Here is a 16,149-nt window from a genome sequence, read left to right as displayed (position 1 = left end):
GTCTGAAATCCAGAAAAGGTCAGCCCTCGATCATGGTCTGATAGGACGCGGGCACATAGGTAAACCCGCCGTCACGCGTGTCGACATAGCCCAGCGCCGGGAACGGCATGTGGTAGCCGATGAAGGGCACGCGATCCGTGGCCATCATGTCCAACATTTTGCGTCGGGTTTGTGCGGCCATGGATTTATCCGCGTCATAGAGCACCTCCCAATCCGGATGGGCCAGAGAATAGACATAGTGGTTGGCAAAATCGGCTCCCAAAATCAGGCGTTCCCCGTCACTTTCGACGTGAAAGGCCAGATGACCCAGCGTATGGCCAAAGGCCTCCATCGCGGTGATGCCAGAGGCGACAGTCGACCCCTCTTTCATCAGGTCGAATTGATCTTGGATCGGACGGATTTTTGCCTCGAACCCGTCATTGCCGGACATATCCCAATGATCCATTTCGACCTCACCTGTGGCATAGGTGGCATTGGCAAAGGTCGGCGCGTCCTCATAGATGCCGCCAATATGGTCGCCATGCATGTGGGTGATCACCACGCGGTCGATTTGATCGGCGGTGTACCCCGCCGCCTCAATCGCGGCGACGGTGCCTGCGGGTGACAGGCCGGTGTCAAACAAGATCACCTCTGAGCCAGTGTTGATCAATGTGGGCGTGAAAAAGAACTGTGCGGCATCGGCCGGGATGAAATTGGCCTCCGAGGCGGCGGCGAAGTCTTCGTCGCTGGCGTTGAGACCAAAGATTTTATGAGGTTCGGGCACGGTGCGGGTGCCGGCCAACAAGGTGGTGACTTCAAATGCGCCCAGTTTAAAGCGGCGATAAGGGGCAAGGCTTGCGCCCATCATCGGCGCGTCGGCGCGGGCAGAAAAGGGCAGGGCAGAGGCCAAAGGTGTGGCCGCAGCGGCCAAAAGCAGATGGCGGCGAGACAGGTAAGGTGTGGTCGTCATGTGCGTCCTCCCGGAACAGGTTTCTCGTGTTGGAAACGGGTTTCGTGAAGGCAAAGATAGCACGGTTTGGTCAAAGCCAAACATCAGATCACGCGGTCGTGAGCGGGCGTCAGTCCCACTCCCACCAGGTGTCAATTGTGGCGATGTCCTCGTCTGACCAGCCAAAATGATGCGCCAATTCATGCACGGTCACATGGGCCACCATTTGCTGCAATGTCACATTGCCGCGTGCGGCCCATTCGTCCAAAATAGGCCGTCGAAACAGCCAAATCGTGTCCGGCGCGGTTGCCTGATCCATGGTCGATTTTTCCGTCATCGGGATGCCGGTATAAAGCCCGGTCAACTCGAACGGGTCCTCGATGCCAATTTCTGCCAGCAGATCCTCGGGCGCGAAATCCATCACCGAAAGGCCCAGTTGTGTTGCCAGCACTTTGAATGCGGGCGGCAGGGCGGCCATGGTGGCGCGGGCGATGTCTTCGATCTGATCAAGGTCGGGGGCAATGGCCGCAAGCGGGGGCAGGGAGGGCGCGTCTGTCATGGGGCTTTCCTTTGCGGCTTTCTCACATCTGAACACTGGTTGCGATATGGACTCTTTGCCCGCGATATGAAAGAGGAAGCGCAACAGGAGTTCGAAAATGATCGTCACACGTTTCGCCCCGTCTCCCACGGGTTTCATCCATGTCGGCAACCTGCGCACAGCGTTGTTCAACTACCTCATCACGCGCAAAGCCGGGGGGCAGTTTATCCTGCGCCTCGACGACACGGATCAGGAACGGTCGAAACAGGAATATGCCGATGGGATTCAAGAGGATCTCGAATGGCTGGGCTTCACATGGGATCGGTTTGAAAAGCAATCTGAGCGCATTGAACGCTATGAAGAGGCGGCGCAGGAATTGCGCGACAAGGGGCGGTTTTATGAGGCGTTTGAAACGCCGACCGAACTGGATCTGAAGCGCAAGAAATTGCTCAATATGGGCAAGCCGCCGGTCTATGATCGCACTGCGCTGACCCTGTCCGATGAGGAAAAAGCCAAGCTGCGCGCCGAGCGCGGCAATGGCCATTGGCGGTTTAAGTTGATCCAAGAGCGGATCAACTGGGCCGACGGCATCCTTGGCGATATTTCGATTGATGCGGGCTCGGTCTCCGATCCGGTGCTGATCCGCGGCGATGGGCAGTTTCTCTACACGTTGGCCTCCGTCTGTGATGACGTTGATTTTGGCGTCACCCATATTGTGCGCGGCTCCGATCACGTCACCAACACCGCAACGCAAATTCAGATCATCGAGGCCTTGGGCGGCACTGTGCCGAGCTTTGCCCACCATTCGCTTTTGACGGGTCCGCAAGGCGAGGCGCTCTCAAAACGTCTTGGCACGCTGAGCCTGCGTGATCTGCGTGCACAAGGTGTTGAACCGATGGCGCTTTTGTCGCTGATGGCGCGGATTGGGTCGAGCCAGCCGGTTGAGGTGCGCAGCTCTATGGACGAGCTGATTGAGGGGTTTGACCTGTCGACCTTTGGCTCTGCGCCGACGAAATTCGACGTGCAGGACCTGTTCGCCCTGACCGCCCAGGTCAACCACGCCCGCCCGTTCTCGGAAGTGGCCGATGAGGTGGCCGCTCTTGGCGTGCCTGCCGAAATTGCCGAACCGTTCTGGACCGTGGTGCGCGAAAATATCACCGTCAAAGCCGACATGAAGGGGTGGTGGGATCTGTTCCGTGATGGCGCGACGCCGCTGATCTCTGACGAGGACACAGACTTCATCCCTGCCGCTTACGCGCTTTTGCCCGAACCGCCCTATACAAGCGAGACGTGGAAAGAGTGGACGAGCGCCGTCAAAGAGGCAACGGGACGGAAGGGCAAGGGCCTGTTCATGCCACTGCGCAAGGCCGTAACGGGCATGGAGCGCGGCCCGGATATGTCCCATGTCATGCCGTTGATGCAGAAAAAACCAGCGCTTTAAATGCTGCTTTGGGCCAAAGACAAAACCGCCGCCGGGAGAACCGCGCGGCGGTTTTTTCATGTCATGTTTCCGATCGGAAACTTCCCCTCTTGCGCCGAATCCACGGCTCGCATATCGTCGCGTCCAATCGTATGTTGGGAGAACGGGAGACCCGCAGGTCAAACCCGTACCGAAGGAGCAACCGCCCCGGTAAACTCTCAGGTAAACGGACCTTCGTGCGCGCAAAACTCTGGAGAGAGGTGCCTGTTTGCTAAGAGGGCATCCGCCGAAGGGATAACGATCTCAGGCGCACAAGACAGAGGGGGCATCGGGCGGGCGTAGGCCCGTCAAGGTGCCGGGCGTCATCGACCCCCTCGGCTTTATCTTAGGCGCAGACCCTTAGGCGCAATGGCGCAAGGAGACGGAACAGATGAGTGAGATGACGGGGCTCAAACGCACACCGCTGTATGATTTTCATGTCGAGCAAGGCGGCAAAATGGTGCCCTTCGCGGGCTATGACATGCCGGTGCAATATCCGCTGGGCGTGATGAAAGAGCATTTGCACACGCGGGCTGAAGCGGGGCTTTTCGATGTGTCGCATATGGGGCAGGTGATGCTGACCTCGCCTGAGGGCATCGAGGCGCTGGGTTTGGCACTTGAGACGCTTGTGCCGGTCGATGTTTTGGCGGTGAAGCCGGGGCGGCAACGCTATGGCATATTTACCAATGACACGGGCGGCATCCTGGATGATCTGATGATTTCCAATACCGGTGATGCGCTGTTTTTGGTGGTCAACGCCGCATGTAAACAGGAGGACATCGCCCATCTGATTGCGCATTTGCCTGACCACGTCACCGTGACGGAAATCACAGATCGTGCGCTATTGGCGCTCCAAGGCCCAAAAGCAGAGGCTGTTCTTGCACAGATCGTGCCACAGGTGGTCGATATGCGGTTTATGGACTCGCTGCGCATTGCTGTGGGCGGCTCCGAGTGGTGGATTTCACGTTCGGGCTACACCGGCGAAGACGGGTTTGAGATGTCCGTGCCTGCGGATGAGGCGGTCGCTTTGGCAAAGACACTGGTCGCAATGGAGGAGGTCGCACTCATCGGTCTGGGCGCGCGCGACAGCCTGCGGCTTGAGGCCGGGCTGTGCCTCTATGGACATGACATTGACGTCACCACCTCACCCGTTGAGGGCAATATCGCGTGGGCGATGCAAAAGGCGCGCCGTTCTGGTGGTGTGCGCGAAGGTGGCTTTCCCGGTGCGGATCGTATCCTGTCTGAGCTGCACAACGGCGCGGAGCGCAAGCGCGTCGGCCTTTTGCCGCAAGGCCGTGCGCCGATGCGCGAAGGCACGCCGTTGTTTGCCACCAGCGAGAGCGCGGATCAGATCGGCGTGATCACCTCCGGTGGCTTTGGCCCCTCGGTGGAACGCCCTGTCGCGATGGGATATCTGCCCGCAGAGCTCACAAAAATCGGCACCGAAATCTATGCGGAATTGCGCGGCAAACGGCTGCCCGTTACGGTCGCGGATATGCCGTTCCGGCCTTCCACTTACAAACGCTAAATTGATCAAAGGGACACTCCCACATGGCACTTGAAACCAAATTCACCGAAGAACACGAATGGATGCGCATCGAGGACGATTTGGTCGTTGTCGGCATCACCGAACATGCGGCCACGCAATTGGGCGATGTCGTGTTCATCGAACTGCCGGATGAGGGCACCGTGGTCTCGAAAGACGACGAAGTGGTGGTGATCGAGTCCGTTAAAGCGGCCTCCGACATTCTTGCGCCTTTGGACGGTGAGATCGTCGAGGTCAACGAGGCACTGGCCAATGATCCGGGTAAGGTCAACGAAGACCCGTTGGGCGATGCATGGTTTTTCAAGATGAAGATCGAAGACCTGTCCGAGCTCGACGACTACATGTCCGAAGCTGAATACAAAACCTATATCGGCTGAGGAGCATCAGGCGTGGCCTATACCCCATCGACGTACAATCCCTATGACTTTGCCAACCGCCGTCACATCGGCCCGTCTCCCGAAGAGATGGATGCGATGTTGGCAGTGATCGGCGCGCCCTCTTTGGATGCGTTGATTGACGAAACCGTGCCCATGGGCATTCGGCAGATGGAGCCTTTGAACTGGGCTCCGATGACCGAACATGAGGTTCTGGGCCATATGCGCAAAGTGGCGAAACAGAACGTGGTGATGACCTCGCTCATCGGTCAGGGGTTTTATGGGACGGTCACGCCGCCCGCCATTCAGCGTAATATTTTGGAAAATCCGGCGTGGTATACGGCCTATACGCCCTATCAGCCCGAAATCGCGCAGGGGCGTCTTGAGGCGCTGTTGAATTTCCAAACCATGGTGTCCGACATGACCGGATTGCCGGTGGCCAACGCGTCCTTGTTGGACGAAGCCACCGCCTGTGCCGAGGCGATGACCATGGCGCAGCGTGTGTCGAAATCGAAGATGCCGCGGTTCTTTGTTGATGAAAATTGCCACCCGCAAAACATCGCCGTGATGCAGACCCGCGCCGCGCCACTGGGCATCGAGATTATTTTGGGTGACCCGCGCGATATGGACCCGGCCAAAGTCTTTGGTGCGATTTTCCAATATCCGGGCACTTATGGCGGGGTCACGGATTTTACAGCACAGATCGCAGCCCTGCATGAGGTCAAAGCCGTGGCGATCATGGCGACCGACTTGATGGCGCTGACGTTGCTCAAAGATCCCGGCGCGATGGACGCCGATATTGCTGTCGGCTCGGCGCAACGCTTTGGTGTGCCGATGGGGTTTGGTGGTCCACATGCGGCCTTTATGTCCTGCAAAGATGAGATGAAACGCGCCATGCCGGGGCGGATTGTTGGCGTCTCGGTGGATGCAAGCGGCAATCGCGCCTATCGTCTGTCGCTGCAAACCCGCGAACAACATATTCGGCGTGAAAAAGCGACCTCCAACGTCTGTACCGCGCAAGCCTTGTTGGCGGTTATGGCGTCATTTTATGCGGTGTTTCATGGCCCTGCCGGTCTACGCGCGATTGGCGAGATGATCCATTTCAACGCGGTGCGACTGGCCGACGGCCTCAAATTCGCGGGCTTCAAAATTGCGCCAGCGGCATTTTACGACACGTTTACGGTGGAGGTCGGCGCGATGCAGGGCGTGATCCTGCGCTCAGCCATGGCCGAAGGCATCAACCTGCGCAAAGTTGGCACCGATAAAATCGGCATTTCGGTTGATGAACTGACCACGCCCGAAATCATCGCCCAAGTCTGGCGCGCCTTCGGGTATGAGGCGGAGGTGCCGGAGGGCTTCCCCGGGCTGTCCTTCCCGGAAAAGATGCTGCGCAAAAGCGGATATCTGACCCATCCGATTTTCGGGATGAACCGCGCCGAGGGCGAAATGATGCGCTATATGCGGCGTTTGGCGGACCGGGATTTGGCGCTGGATCGCGCGATGATCCCGCTGGGCTCTTGTACAATGAAACTCAATGCCGCCGTGGAAATGATGCCGATCACTTGGCCGGAATTCAACGCGATTCACCCGTTTGCGCCCGAAGATCAATCGGAAGGCTATGCCTTTATGATCAAAGACTTGGCGGATAAACTCTGTGACATCACCGGCTATGACGCGATGTCGATGCAACCGAATTCCGGTGCTCAGGGCGAATATGCCGGGCTGTTGACCATCATGGCCTATCACCGTGCAAACGGCCAAGGCGGGCGTAATATTTGCCTCATTCCAATGTCCGCACATGGCACCAACCCGGCCTCAGCTCAGATGGTGGGACTCAAAGTGGTGGTGGTGAAAACGGCGGCCAATGGCGACATTGATCTTGAGGATTTCCGCGCCAAGGCGGAGGCTGCGGGCGACACATTGGCCGCCTGCATGATCACCTATCCCTCGACCCATGGTGTGTTTGAGGAGACGGTGAAAGAGGTCTGCCAGATCACTCATGATCACGGCGGACAGGTCTATCTTGATGGCGCGAACCTCAATGCGCTGGTGGGCTTGGCCAAACCGGGCGACATTGGTTCGGATGTGAGCCATCTCAACCTGCACAAAACCTTCTGTATCCCGCATGGCGGCGGTGGTCCGGGCATGGGGCCGATCGGCGTGAAGGCGCATTTGGAACGGTTCTTGCCGGGGCATCCCGAAACGGGTGGCGAAACGGGTCCGGTGTCGGCCGCACCTTATGGCTCGGCCTCGATCCTGCCGATTTCTTGGGCCTATTGTATGTTGATGGGCGGGGCGGGCCTGACGCAGGCGACCAAGGTGGCGATTTTAAATGCCAACTACATCGCCGCGCGTTTGGATGCCGCCTTTCCGGTCCTCTACAAGGGCAAACAGGGGCGCGTCGCGCATGAATGCATCGTCGATCCGCGCGGGTTCGAAGCGCCTACGGGCGTCACAGTCGACGACATTGCCAAACGCTTGGTCGACAGCGGGTTCCACGCGCCGACCATGTCGTTTCCGGTGCCCGGCACGCTGATGATTGAACCAACTGAGTCAGAGACCAAAGCCGAGCTGGATCGGTTTTGCGAAGCGATGCTGTCGATCCGATCCGAGATTGCCCAGATTGAGACTGGCGCGCTGCCGCAGGACAACAACCCGCTCAAACACGCGCCGCATACGGTCAATGATCTGGTGGCGGAATGGGATCGCCCCTATTCGCGCGAACAGGGCTGTTTTCCGCCGGGATCGTTCCGGGTCGACAAATATTGGCCGCCTGTGGGTCGGGTTGATAACGCCTATGGCGACCGCAATCTGATTTGCCTCTGCCCGCCGCCGGAGCATTATATCGAAGCGGCAGAGTGATTATTTGCGCCGCGGGAGGTCGTTCAGATCAAAGGACACCCCCTGCGGCGCAAGCCAAGCGTTAAAGCGGGTGATTTTGTCGTCCAATGAACAGGTCTTTACCTGCGTTTCCATGTCTTTGGCGTAGGCCTCGAGCAACTTGGTCTGAGTTTCGGGTGGCAGGGTTTTGAACGGTGTCATTTTGGCCTCTTGAACAGGGTAGGGGCAGGATACATATATTCTTTAACTGGAATATGAATGGCCCGAATATGAAAGGGATGCCAACATGGCCGCGACCTTGCAAAAAGATGCCGTAAAACTCGCCTGTGCCACCTGTGGTCAGGTCAACCGTGTGCCAACGGACAAACTCAGCGCCGGGCCGAAATGCGGCACTTGTGGCGATCCGTTGATGTCCGGCAAAGTGGCGGAGTTGGACCCAAAGGGTCTGGCGGCGCTGTCGAAAAAGGATGATCTGCCGGTCTTGGTGGATTTCTGGGCACCGTGGTGTGGCCCGTGCCGGATGATGGCACCTGAATTTGCCAAGGCGGCGCAGGAGTTGAAAGGCCGGGCGCGCTTTGCCAAGATCAACACCGAAGAGCACCCGAAAGTGTCGATGCAAAATGGCATTCGCGGCATTCCGGCGCTGATCCTGTACCAAGGCGGCAAAGAGGTGGCGCGCATCGCTGGTGCCCGTCCGGCGCGTGATATCGTGGCCTTTGTGGTGGAAAACGGCAAGCTTCCGGCGTGATATCCGGCGCGATGGGGCGTGACAGTCTGGCGCAGACCCCTCTCCCATGCCCGTCTTGACTTTGGCGTCGGAGAGGGACAAAAATCGCGCCATATGGGGTTGTAGCTCAGTTGGGAGAGCGCGTCGTTCGCAATGACGAGGTCGTCGGTTCGATCCCGATCAACTCCACCAAAATCCTATTGTTGTGTCATTGGACCATAAGAGTGCATCTCAGTGTCAAGAAAATGCTGAGACACAAGATATAGTAGCTGTTTTCCTTTTTTAGGACAACTCGCTCCGTCTCCAGAACTCCCGAAAGGTCTCCGCTGCCCGAAAATCGCTATGGCGTGATCTTTGGACTGCGAAGGGCAGAGGATCGGCAGCTTGCCGTTGCACGGCTTGAAGCTGAAGGCATTCCGGCAGAGCGGATTTTCACGACCGACTCCGAAGAGCCAAATGCAACGCCGGTTTGGCTTAACGTTCTGAGTGCAGACGCGGAACTGATCGCTCCGTCTCTGAACGACCTAAATCTTTCAACACAAGGCATTGCCGCCACGGTCGAGGCAGCGCGAGAGTTCGGCATTCATATCCGCTGCCTTGATGATGCATTCGACAGCCGAAACGATTGGCAATCCCAAATCGGCACTCTGCTGACAGGCCTCAACCTCCTCGACCGCAAAGGCTTCTCCGACCGCACCAAGATCGCGCTGCAAGAGGCCAAAGCCCGCGGCCAACGTCTGGGGCGCAAGCCGAGCATGACAGACCTGCGAAAAGCCATCGCCATCCAGATGATCGAGGCCGGGTACAAAGGGACCAAAATATGGAAAACCCTCGCGGTTCTTGAAGAACCGCCGATCAGCCAGTCGGCCTATTACCTCTGGCAGAAAGCATGGTTGGCTGAGAGGAGTTGATCAAACACGAAGGGCGGGAGGACGAAGTCGCTCGCGCGGCAATGGCGCTTGTTGCTGGTGTTCTGAGATAACCGTGTCGGTGAGCATTTTGAGATCTGGCTGACCTGTTTGACGATTGGGGTTTCTCAATCTGATGACAGGAGGTTCCCATGGAGGCGCAACCGGTGCGAAGGTTGGCGAAATGGTACATGAATCCATTGTTCTTCAGGAAACTATTAAAAAGACAAAGCAAGTAGAAAAACTTGCAAAAGTCGGTGCCGGTGCCGGTGCCGGTACATTAGGTGGTGGCGCGGCAGGAGGTGCAGCGTCGGTAACAGATCAGTTACTTACAGATGGAAGATTGACATCTCTGAAACGTTTACCGACATCGCTGGGGGAGTTGTCGCCGGGGCAGCGGGTGCTCGAGTCAATTTAGGTGGAAACACGAAGGAGGTAGCTCCAGCGGTTGGTTCCGTCATCCCACCTTTGCGGTTGACTATTACCAAGTCTGCCCAAGAAGCAGGAGAGCCACTTGTTTCAGAAGCAATTGGTCGCCTTGCGGATGAATTGTATGAAAAAAACAAGCCTAGAGAAGATAAAGGCGATGATGAACAAGATTAAATTCCCAAACCTCTTTGCTGTGTTTCTGGTTGTAGTTTCACATTTCGTATTTTTTTTTGTTAATTGGTGGACCGAGAATGTCAGACCCAAAGGCTTTCGCAGGTGCAAGCACGGTGTCGACGACATACGCGGTGCTTTGGATTATGATTGCCGGTACTCTTACCCTAAAGCCCAAACAGAGTGTGGCAGCGGTTTCTGTGCAAATTTCACTCGTTGGAACTATAACCTATTTTGCCTATGGACGCTGGCTCGGGTTCAAGAATGATGCGTTGCTTGGCATCGTTGGCGATGTTCTGCTTCAGCCCACTCTAATCCCAAGCTTGATACTAATTATGCTATCAACGTTAATACACTTCATTTCGCGGGGAAATAAACTTTAGATAACCGCTCTCAAATGAATGCTTCTCCTTGGGTAATCCCCCCGAAAGTAAGGGGCTGCGGAAGTAGAATTTTCTCGGCAAGATGAACGAGGCGTTTCCGAATGAAGACCCGCAGAGACACTGAGGCGCAGATTCTTGCGATCCTGCGACAGGCCGAAGGCGGTGTGGCGGTGGCCGAGTTGTGCCGTGAGCATGGCATGAGCAGCGCGTCGTTTTACAAATGGCGGGCGAAGTATGGCGGCATGGATGCGTTTATGGTCAGCCAGATGAAGGCCATTGAGGAAGAGAACCGCAGGCTGAAGCGAATGTATGCGGACCTGAGCATGCAGGCCGATTTGTTGAAGGAAGCCCTCGGAAAAAAGTAGTTGGGCCATCTCAGCGACGAGAGATGGCCGCAACAGCGGTGGAGCGGCGCGGGGTCAGCGTTGCGCTGGCCTGCCGGGCTTTTGGTGTCAGCGAGACCTGCTATCGCTACAGCCACTTCTGAGGGATGAGAACGAGCAGATCGCTGATTTGCTGACCGGTCTGACGGATGCCCGCAAGACTTGGGGTTTCGGGCTATGTTTTCTGCATTTGCGCAACGTGAAGGGGCATCCATGGAACCACAAACGGGTTTACCGGATCTACTGCGAGCTTGAACTGAACCTTCGGATCAAGCCGCGTAAACGGCTGAAGAGGGACAAGCCCGATGCGCTGGCGGTGCCAGAAGCACCGAATGTCACCTGGTCGATGGATTTTATGGCCGACCGGCTCGGCGATGGTCGTGCCTTTCGGCTGCTGAACGTCTTGGATGATTTTAACCGTGAGGGCCTCGGCATCGAGGTCGACTTTTCCTTGCCCGCCGAGCGTGTGATCCGAAGCCTTGAGCGGATCATCGAGTGGCGCGGAAAACCCGGGACCATTCGGGTCGACAATGGCCCCGAATACATCAGTGAAAAGCTGATGAAATGGGCCGAGAAACATGGGGTCACCATCCAGCATATCCAACCCGGCCAGCCTCAGCAAAACGCTTACATCGAGCGCTACAACCGCACCGTCAGGCATGAGCGGCTCGACCAATCCATCATCGAAAGCATCGAGGAGGCCCAAGATCACGCCACTCAATGGTTATGGACTTACAACAACGACCGCCCCAACATGGGCATCGGCGGCATAACACCCGCCATGAAACTGAAAATGGCCGCATAAGTTCTACGACCGCACCCCGTTAAAAATGGGGGGATTACCGGGCGATAGAACGTGGTGCGCAGGATGCCCATCCAAGGCCGGATAATGTCGGCGATGAAGCGAAGAGCAACATGGCGTCGAAACCCCGGAGGTTCACATGGCCTGATTGCAGGACGACCGATTGCAAGGCAACAGCCGCAACCGCATTCACCCCGAGCGTCACCCAAGCCGCGCCTGCCACACTCAGACCCTGCCAAGGCCCGACGCCATTGATCAGCGCGAAGCTCGCTGCGAGGTTTCCAAGAACGATCCCGGTAGAAAGCCAGATGATTGCGCCAGGTTTCTCTACGGCATTCAGTACATCCTTGCACACTGCGAACAAAAATAACGCAGCAATGGCCCATGCAAGGATACCTGCATAGTCATTAAAGGCGAGGACAAGCTCGGGTTCATCCCCGCTATTGCTAAGCATCAAGCCGGATGCATGTGCGCCGACGATGGCCAGAACTGCGAAACCTCTCACCATGATTAAGAGCAAGATCGTCTTGCCCAGACCAAGTGCTGCGAGTTCGGTTGTGCCAAGTGCCCCTACAACACAACCGTGAGATCAGTCAGCCCAATAAGAATTTCCGTCAGGTAGAAGGCTCCGATGGGGAGGGCAGTTCTGAAAAGAGAGCAGGCAGTTACCTGTCGTCGAAGAATATGCGTGGGCCGCAATTCCCTCGCCAGGTTTCGTTCTGCTTCACACTCCAGTTGACATAAAATGACCACCGGCAACGCAGGGTGCCGGTGGTTTGGGGTTTGGCAACGATTTGGATCCTTAGCAGTCAGCCGCGATTGTCCCTGGAATACATATTCGCGCTGTCACGCGTGATTGTTTGGCCCCTCAGGCTCACTCGGGCGCTTCGACAAGGATTTTGACGTGGGATTTTTCGGCCACGAGGCTCTCAAATCCTTCGGTCACGATGTCCTCAATCGCGATGCGTTTGGTGACAAGTTTCTCGGCGTTGAAATAGCCTTGCGTCATCAATTCCATCACCGCCGGATAGACATTGCGGTACGCAATGGTGCCAAGCAGCTGCCGCTCTTTGAGCACCACGGTGTTGGGGTGGAACGCCGCCTCTTTTTCCCAAATCGAAACGATCAGGGTCTGTCCTTCGTGGCGCGTGGCGTCGATGCATTGCGGTAAAACCTGCGGCACGCCGGTGACCTCAAACGCAACATGAACCCCGCCCGTTGCCGCGCGGATGGCCGCAACGGCATCCGTCGATGCCGGATCAATGGCTGAGGTTGCGCCGAGTTCCAGCGCCTTTTGGCGACGCACGTCTGAGGGTTCAACCACATGGATTTGGGACGCCCCTGCGACACGCAGCGCTTCGACCACCAAAAGCCCGATGGGCCCCGCGCCAAACACCGCCGCCGTATCCCCGGCTTTGATTTTAGACATACGCACGGCATGCAGCGCCACGGCAGCCGGTTCAACCAACGCGCCTTGTTCCATCGACAGAGTGTCGGGCATTTTGTGAATCATCCGCGCAGGCACCACGGAATAGGCGGCAAACCCACCGTGACCGCCCGACAGGCCAACAAAGCCCAAGCTGTCGCAGAGATTGTATTTGCCTTCCAAACAGGCGGGGCAGTTGCCACAGGCAAAGATCGGTTCGATGGCCACGCGGTCGCCAACGCTCACATTGGTGACGGTTTCACCGACCTCGGTCACCACACCACTGTATTCATGCCCCATCGTGATCGGGGCCTGATCGTGGCTCAGCGGGTGATCTTCGCCGACGGGGACAAAGATCGGTCCGGCGAGATATTCATGTAGATCACTGCCGCAGATGCCGGTCCAGGCGACCTTGACCTTAACATCGCCGGGGCCGGGGGTTGGCTCTGCCACCTCTTCGACCCGGATGTCTTTCACGCCATGCCAACGTGCTACTTTCATAATATGTCCTTTTCTTTGAAGAGGGTGGGGTCAGCGATAGACCATGCCACCGTCGATGAGGATCGCCTGACCAGTCATATAGTCGCTGTCTGGACCCGCGAGATACGAGACGAGGCTGGCCACGTCGTCGGCGGTTTGCGCGCGGCCAAGCGCGATGGAGTCGACAAATTTGTCAAACGTCGCGCCCTTTTTCGCGCCGGTAAGATCGGAGAACCGCGCGTCGATTTCGGTCCACATATCTGTGCCCACGACACCGGGGCAGTAGGCGTTGACCGTGATGCCGTCGGAGGCGAATTCTTTCGCCGCGACCTGCGTCAGGGCCCGCACCGCGAATTTGGTCGAACAATAGGCCCCGAGCATCGGAAAGCCGTCGTGCCCGGCGATGGAGGAGGCGGAGATGATCTTGCCTTTTGTGCCGTCTTTTTTGAACCGGGCGGCGGCGGCCTGAATGCCCCAGAGCACGCCCTTGACGTTAACGGCATGGATCTTGTCCATCTCGGCTTCGGTGATCTCGGAGATGGGTTGGACCTGTGCGATGCCGGCGTTGTTGATCATGATGTCAAAGCCGCCGAGTTGATCGACGGTGCTGTCGATGGCGTCAATGACCTGTTGGCGGTTGGTGACATCGGCGGTGATGGCGATGACCTTTGCGCCGCTCTTGGAGAGCTGGCTTTCGGCCTCAGAGAGATCGTCGGCGTTCAGATCGACCAATGCGATCGCAGCCCCATCGGCGGCGAGCCGTTGCGCGATGCCAAAGCCGATGCCGCGCGCTCCGCCTGTGATGAGTGCGGTTTTACCTTTGAGAGTCATAGTGCACCTCATGTGTTTGAAGGCTTGGGCGCGCACCCGTTACGGGGGAGGGAGCGGGTGCGCGCGGTTTGCATCATGGGAGGGATGCAAATCAAAGGGCCGCCATCAGGACAGGTGATGCACAGATTGAAGCCCATAGACCGGGGTCTCGATCCCCTCCATCCGCGCTTTCAGTTGCAGCGCGAGATAAAGTGAATAGTGCCGCGACTGGTGCAGGTTGCCGCCGTGGAACCACAGGTTGTCCTGTTGCGTCGGTTTCCACATGTTGCGCTGTTCACCTTCCCACGGACCGGGATCTTTGGTGGTGTCGGAGCCAAGGCCCCAGACCTTGCCCACCTTATCGGCCACCTCTTGGCTGATCAGATCGGCGGCCCAGCCATTCATCGAGCCAAAGCCTGTGGCCATGACCACAAGATCGGCCTCAAGCCGGGTGCCATCGCTCAGCACCACAGCGTTTTCTTCGAAGTGATCGACCTGTCCCTGGACGAGCTTGACCTCGCCGTCGATGATGAGCTGGCTGGCACCCACGTCAATATAATAGCCCGACCCACGCCGCAGATATTTCAGGAACAGACCAGAGCCGTCATCGCCCCAATCCAGTTGAAATCCTGCCTTCTCCAGCCCGGCGTAAAACTCGGCATCGCGCTCGCGCATCTGGTCATAGAGCGGGATTTGGAATTCATGCATGATTTTGTAGGGCAGGGAGGCGAAAATCATATCCGCCTTCTCGGTGGTGACGCCGTTGGCCAGAGCCTCCTCGGAATAAAGACCGCCAAGGCCGATCTCCATCAGGCTGTCGGATTTGACGATATGGGTCGAGGAACGCTGCACCATGGTCACATCGGCCTCGGCCTCCCAAAGCGCGGCACAGATATCATGGGCGGAGTTGTTGGACCCAACCACGACGACCTTTTTGCCGGTCCAGTCATCTGGGCCTTTGTGTTGGGACGAATGCTGAATTTCGCCTTTAAAGTTCTCCATGCCGGGAAAATGAGGCACATTCGGCTTGCCCGACATGCCCGTCGCCAGAACAAGCTGGGTCGGTTTCAGAAGGACGGTCTCGCCATCGCGATTGACCTCAATCGTCCATGTTCTGGCGCTCTCATCATAGGCGGCTTTGACCACTTCGGAGCGGGTCCAATAGTTGATCTCCATGACTTTCGTGTACATCTCAAGCCAATCACCGACCTTGTCTTTCGGTGTGAACACCGGCCAGTTGTCGGGGAATTTGATGTAAGGCAGATGGTCGTACCAGATCGGATCATGCAGGCAGAGCGATTTGTAGCGCGAGCGCCATTGATCGCCGGGGCGGTCGTGTTTGTCCAAAACGATGGTCGGCACACCAAGCTGACGCAACCGCGCGCCCAAGGCAATGCCACCCTGTCCACCGCCAATGATCACCGTGTAGGGCTGGGTGTCATAGCCAAGCGAGGCCTCCTCCGCCTCGCGCCGTTCTTTCCAACTCAGGCGGTTTTTCTGCGCGCCATGTTCTGCGCCCATCGGGCGGCGTTTGCCACGGCTTTCCTCAAAGCCTTTGAGTTCTTGCAAGGCGGTCAGCAGGGTCCAGATCCGGTCGTCTTTCAACCGCATCAAGCCCCAGCCGCGTCCGACCTTGGTTTCAAATGTCACCCAAGCTGTCGTCACCCCGTCCTCCTCGACCGGGAGTTCGCCGTCTTGTAGGCGGAACGTGTTGGGCTGGGTTTTATCCAATTGGTGAAGCAACATTTCCCCCACAGCGTCCTGACCTTCGACCGTCTTAAGGTTCCAGGTCACGGCGACCAAATCGCGCCAATAGCTGTCGGTGGTAAAAAGGGCCGTGGCCCCTTTGATGTCGCCTTCCTCCAAAGCGGCATTCAATCGGTCCAGCACGTCCTGCGTGCGGGTCGTCACGGTTGAATCAAGCATCACATCTCCTCCTAAGTG

At 57.4% G+C, this 16,149-nt stretch carries 14 protein-coding genes, 1 tRNA gene, 1 pseudogene and 2 riboswitches; of the genes and pseudogenes, 9 read left to right on the top strand and 7 right to left on the bottom strand.

What is annotated here, in order from left to right:
* Positions 1 to 19: 19 nt before the first annotated feature.
* Together DA792_RS13430 and DA792_RS13425 are read right to left on the bottom strand one after the other, a co-directional pair.
* On the bottom strand, positions 20 to 949 hold the full coding sequence (locus DA792_RS13430; RefSeq protein WP_107720380.1) for an MBL fold metallo-hydrolase: 930 nt from the start codon (positions 947 to 949) through the stop codon (positions 20 to 22).
* A 109-nt stretch (positions 950 to 1,058) separates the two neighbouring features.
* The gene (locus DA792_RS13425) at positions 1,059 to 1,487 is read right to left on the bottom strand and encodes a metallopeptidase family protein (protein ID WP_107720379.1); all 429 of its coding nucleotides are present in this window, start codon (positions 1,485 to 1,487) and stop codon (positions 1,059 to 1,061) included.
* Between the two features lie 97 nt (positions 1,488 to 1,584).
* Here DA792_RS13425 and gltX point away from each other — a divergent pair, with 97 nt between their 5' ends.
* The 4 genes from gltX to gcvP all read left to right on the top strand — a co-directional run bounded on the left by gltX (position 1,585) and on the right by gcvP (position 7,707).
* Positions 1,585 to 2,907, top strand: coding sequence for a glutamate--tRNA ligase (gene gltX / locus DA792_RS13420; RefSeq protein ID WP_107720378.1), 1,323 nt, complete (start codon positions 1,585 to 1,587; stop codon positions 2,905 to 2,907).
* Between the two features lie 131 nt (positions 2,908 to 3,038).
* A riboswitch (glycine riboswitch) is annotated at positions 3,039 to 3,119 on the top strand.
* Positions 3,120 to 3,126: 7 nt separating this feature from the next.
* Positions 3,127 to 3,216: riboswitch (glycine riboswitch) on the top strand.
* A gap of 109 nt (positions 3,217 to 3,325) precedes the next feature.
* Positions 3,326 to 4,453 (top strand): glycine cleavage system aminomethyltransferase GcvT, encoded by a 1,128-nt coding sequence (gcvT, locus tag DA792_RS13415; RefSeq protein ID WP_439099396.1) that lies wholly within the window; start codon positions 3,326 to 3,328, stop codon positions 4,451 to 4,453.
* Between the two features lie 23 nt (positions 4,454 to 4,476).
* Complete coding sequence (gene gcvH, locus DA792_RS13410; protein WP_107720376.1) at positions 4,477 to 4,848, top strand: glycine cleavage system protein GcvH; 372 nt, start codon at positions 4,477 to 4,479, stop codon at positions 4,846 to 4,848.
* Positions 4,849 to 4,860: 12 nt separating this feature from the next.
* Positions 4,861 to 7,707, top strand: coding sequence for an aminomethyl-transferring glycine dehydrogenase (gcvP, locus tag DA792_RS13405; protein WP_107720375.1), 2,847 nt, complete (start codon positions 4,861 to 4,863; stop codon positions 7,705 to 7,707).
* Here the strand turns inward: gcvP and DA792_RS13400 are convergent, their stop codons facing one another.
* Entirely contained in the window at positions 7,708 to 7,887 is a 180-nt protein-coding gene (locus DA792_RS13400) for a hypothetical protein (protein ID WP_107720374.1), read from the bottom strand. It lies immediately after the preceding gene.
* A gap of 85 nt (positions 7,888 to 7,972) precedes the next feature.
* Here DA792_RS13400 and trxC point away from each other — a divergent pair, with 85 nt between their 5' ends.
* The 5 genes and pseudogenes from trxC to DA792_RS13375 all read left to right on the top strand — a co-directional run bounded on the left by trxC (position 7,973) and on the right by DA792_RS13375 (position 11,492).
* Positions 7,973 to 8,434, top strand: coding sequence for a thioredoxin TrxC (trxC, locus tag DA792_RS13395; protein ID WP_107720373.1), 462 nt, complete (start codon positions 7,973 to 7,975; stop codon positions 8,432 to 8,434).
* Between the two features lie 95 nt (positions 8,435 to 8,529).
* Positions 8,530 to 8,605: transfer RNA gene (locus tag DA792_RS13390), tRNA-Ala, on the top strand.
* A 155-nt stretch (positions 8,606 to 8,760) separates the two neighbouring features.
* The gene (locus DA792_RS13385) at positions 8,761 to 9,324 is read left to right on the top strand and encodes a recombinase family protein (RefSeq protein WP_107720372.1); all 564 of its coding nucleotides are present in this window, start codon (positions 8,761 to 8,763) and stop codon (positions 9,322 to 9,324) included.
* 181 nt (positions 9,325 to 9,505) lie between these two features.
* Positions 9,506 to 9,739: a hypothetical protein gene (locus DA792_RS22265; protein ID WP_159075269.1), complete on the top strand. Its 234-nt coding sequence runs from the start codon at positions 9,506 to 9,508 to the stop codon at positions 9,737 to 9,739.
* Between the two features lie 666 nt (positions 9,740 to 10,405).
* A pseudogene (locus DA792_RS13375) lies at positions 10,406 to 11,492 on the top strand (IS3 family transposase).
* Between the two features lie 34 nt (positions 11,493 to 11,526).
* Here DA792_RS13375 and DA792_RS13370 read toward each other — a convergent pair.
* The 4 genes from DA792_RS13370 to DA792_RS13355 all read right to left on the bottom strand — a co-directional run bounded on the left by DA792_RS13370 (position 11,527) and on the right by DA792_RS13355 (position 16,131).
* Entirely contained in the window at positions 11,527 to 11,997 is a 471-nt protein-coding gene (locus DA792_RS13370) for a hypothetical protein (RefSeq protein WP_107720370.1), read from the bottom strand.
* 366 nt (positions 11,998 to 12,363) lie between these two features.
* Positions 12,364 to 13,416, bottom strand: coding sequence for a 2,3-butanediol dehydrogenase (locus DA792_RS13365; protein ID WP_107720369.1), 1,053 nt, complete (start codon positions 13,414 to 13,416; stop codon positions 12,364 to 12,366).
* Positions 13,417 to 13,446: 30 nt separating this feature from the next.
* The gene (locus tag DA792_RS13360) at positions 13,447 to 14,226 is read right to left on the bottom strand and encodes an acetoin reductase (RefSeq protein WP_107720368.1); all 780 of its coding nucleotides are present in this window, start codon (positions 14,224 to 14,226) and stop codon (positions 13,447 to 13,449) included.
* A 105-nt stretch (positions 14,227 to 14,331) separates the two neighbouring features.
* A complete protein-coding gene (locus DA792_RS13355) occupies positions 14,332 to 16,131 on the bottom strand; it encodes an NAD(P)/FAD-dependent oxidoreductase (RefSeq protein ID WP_107720367.1) in 1,800 nt (599 codons plus the stop codon).
* Positions 16,132 to 16,149 lie beyond the last annotated feature (18 nt).

Origin of the sequence: Celeribacter baekdonensis (genome assembly GCF_003047105.1) — a bacterium.
Classification (GTDB): Bacteria; Pseudomonadota; Alphaproteobacteria; order Rhodobacterales; family Rhodobacteraceae; genus Celeribacter; species Celeribacter baekdonensis_B.
This window is presented reverse-complemented; position numbering and strand designations above follow the sequence as displayed.

What these genes read in the sequence shown, in the direction of transcription:
- DA792_RS13400 (WP_107720374.1), bottom strand. Translation starts at nt 7,887, where the DNA reads ATGACACCGTTCAAAACCCTGCCACCCGAAACTCAGACCAAGTTGCTC.
- gcvH (WP_107720376.1), top strand. Translation starts at nt 4,477, where the DNA reads ATGGCACTTGAAACCAAATTCACCGAAGAACACGAATGGATGCGCATC.
- DA792_RS13355 (WP_107720367.1), bottom strand. Translation starts at nt 16,131, where the DNA reads ATGCTTGATTCAACCGTGACGACCCGCACGCAGGACGTGCTGGACCGA.
- DA792_RS13430 (WP_107720380.1), bottom strand. Translation starts at nt 949, where the DNA reads ATGACGACCACACCTTACCTGTCTCGCCGCCATCTGCTTTTGGCCGCT.
- DA792_RS22265 (WP_159075269.1), top strand. Translation starts at nt 9,506, where the DNA reads ATGGTACATGAATCCATTGTTCTTCAGGAAACTATTAAAAAGACAAAG.
- trxC (WP_107720373.1), top strand. Translation starts at nt 7,973, where the DNA reads ATGGCCGCGACCTTGCAAAAAGATGCCGTAAAACTCGCCTGTGCCACC.
- DA792_RS13365 (WP_107720369.1), bottom strand. Translation starts at nt 13,416, where the DNA reads ATGAAAGTAGCACGTTGGCATGGCGTGAAAGACATCCGGGTCGAAGAG.
- gltX (WP_107720378.1), top strand. Translation starts at nt 1,585, where the DNA reads ATGATCGTCACACGTTTCGCCCCGTCTCCCACGGGTTTCATCCATGTC.
- DA792_RS13425 (WP_107720379.1), bottom strand. Translation starts at nt 1,487, where the DNA reads ATGACAGACGCGCCCTCCCTGCCCCCGCTTGCGGCCATTGCCCCCGAC.
- DA792_RS13360 (WP_107720368.1), bottom strand. Translation starts at nt 14,226, where the DNA reads ATGACTCTCAAAGGTAAAACCGCACTCATCACAGGCGGAGCGCGCGGC.
- DA792_RS13370 (WP_107720370.1), bottom strand. Translation starts at nt 11,997, where the DNA reads ATGGTGAGAGGTTTCGCAGTTCTGGCCATCGTCGGCGCACATGCATCC.
- gcvT (WP_439099396.1), top strand. Translation starts at nt 3,326, where the DNA reads ATGACGGGGCTCAAACGCACACCGCTGTATGATTTTCATGTCGAGCAA.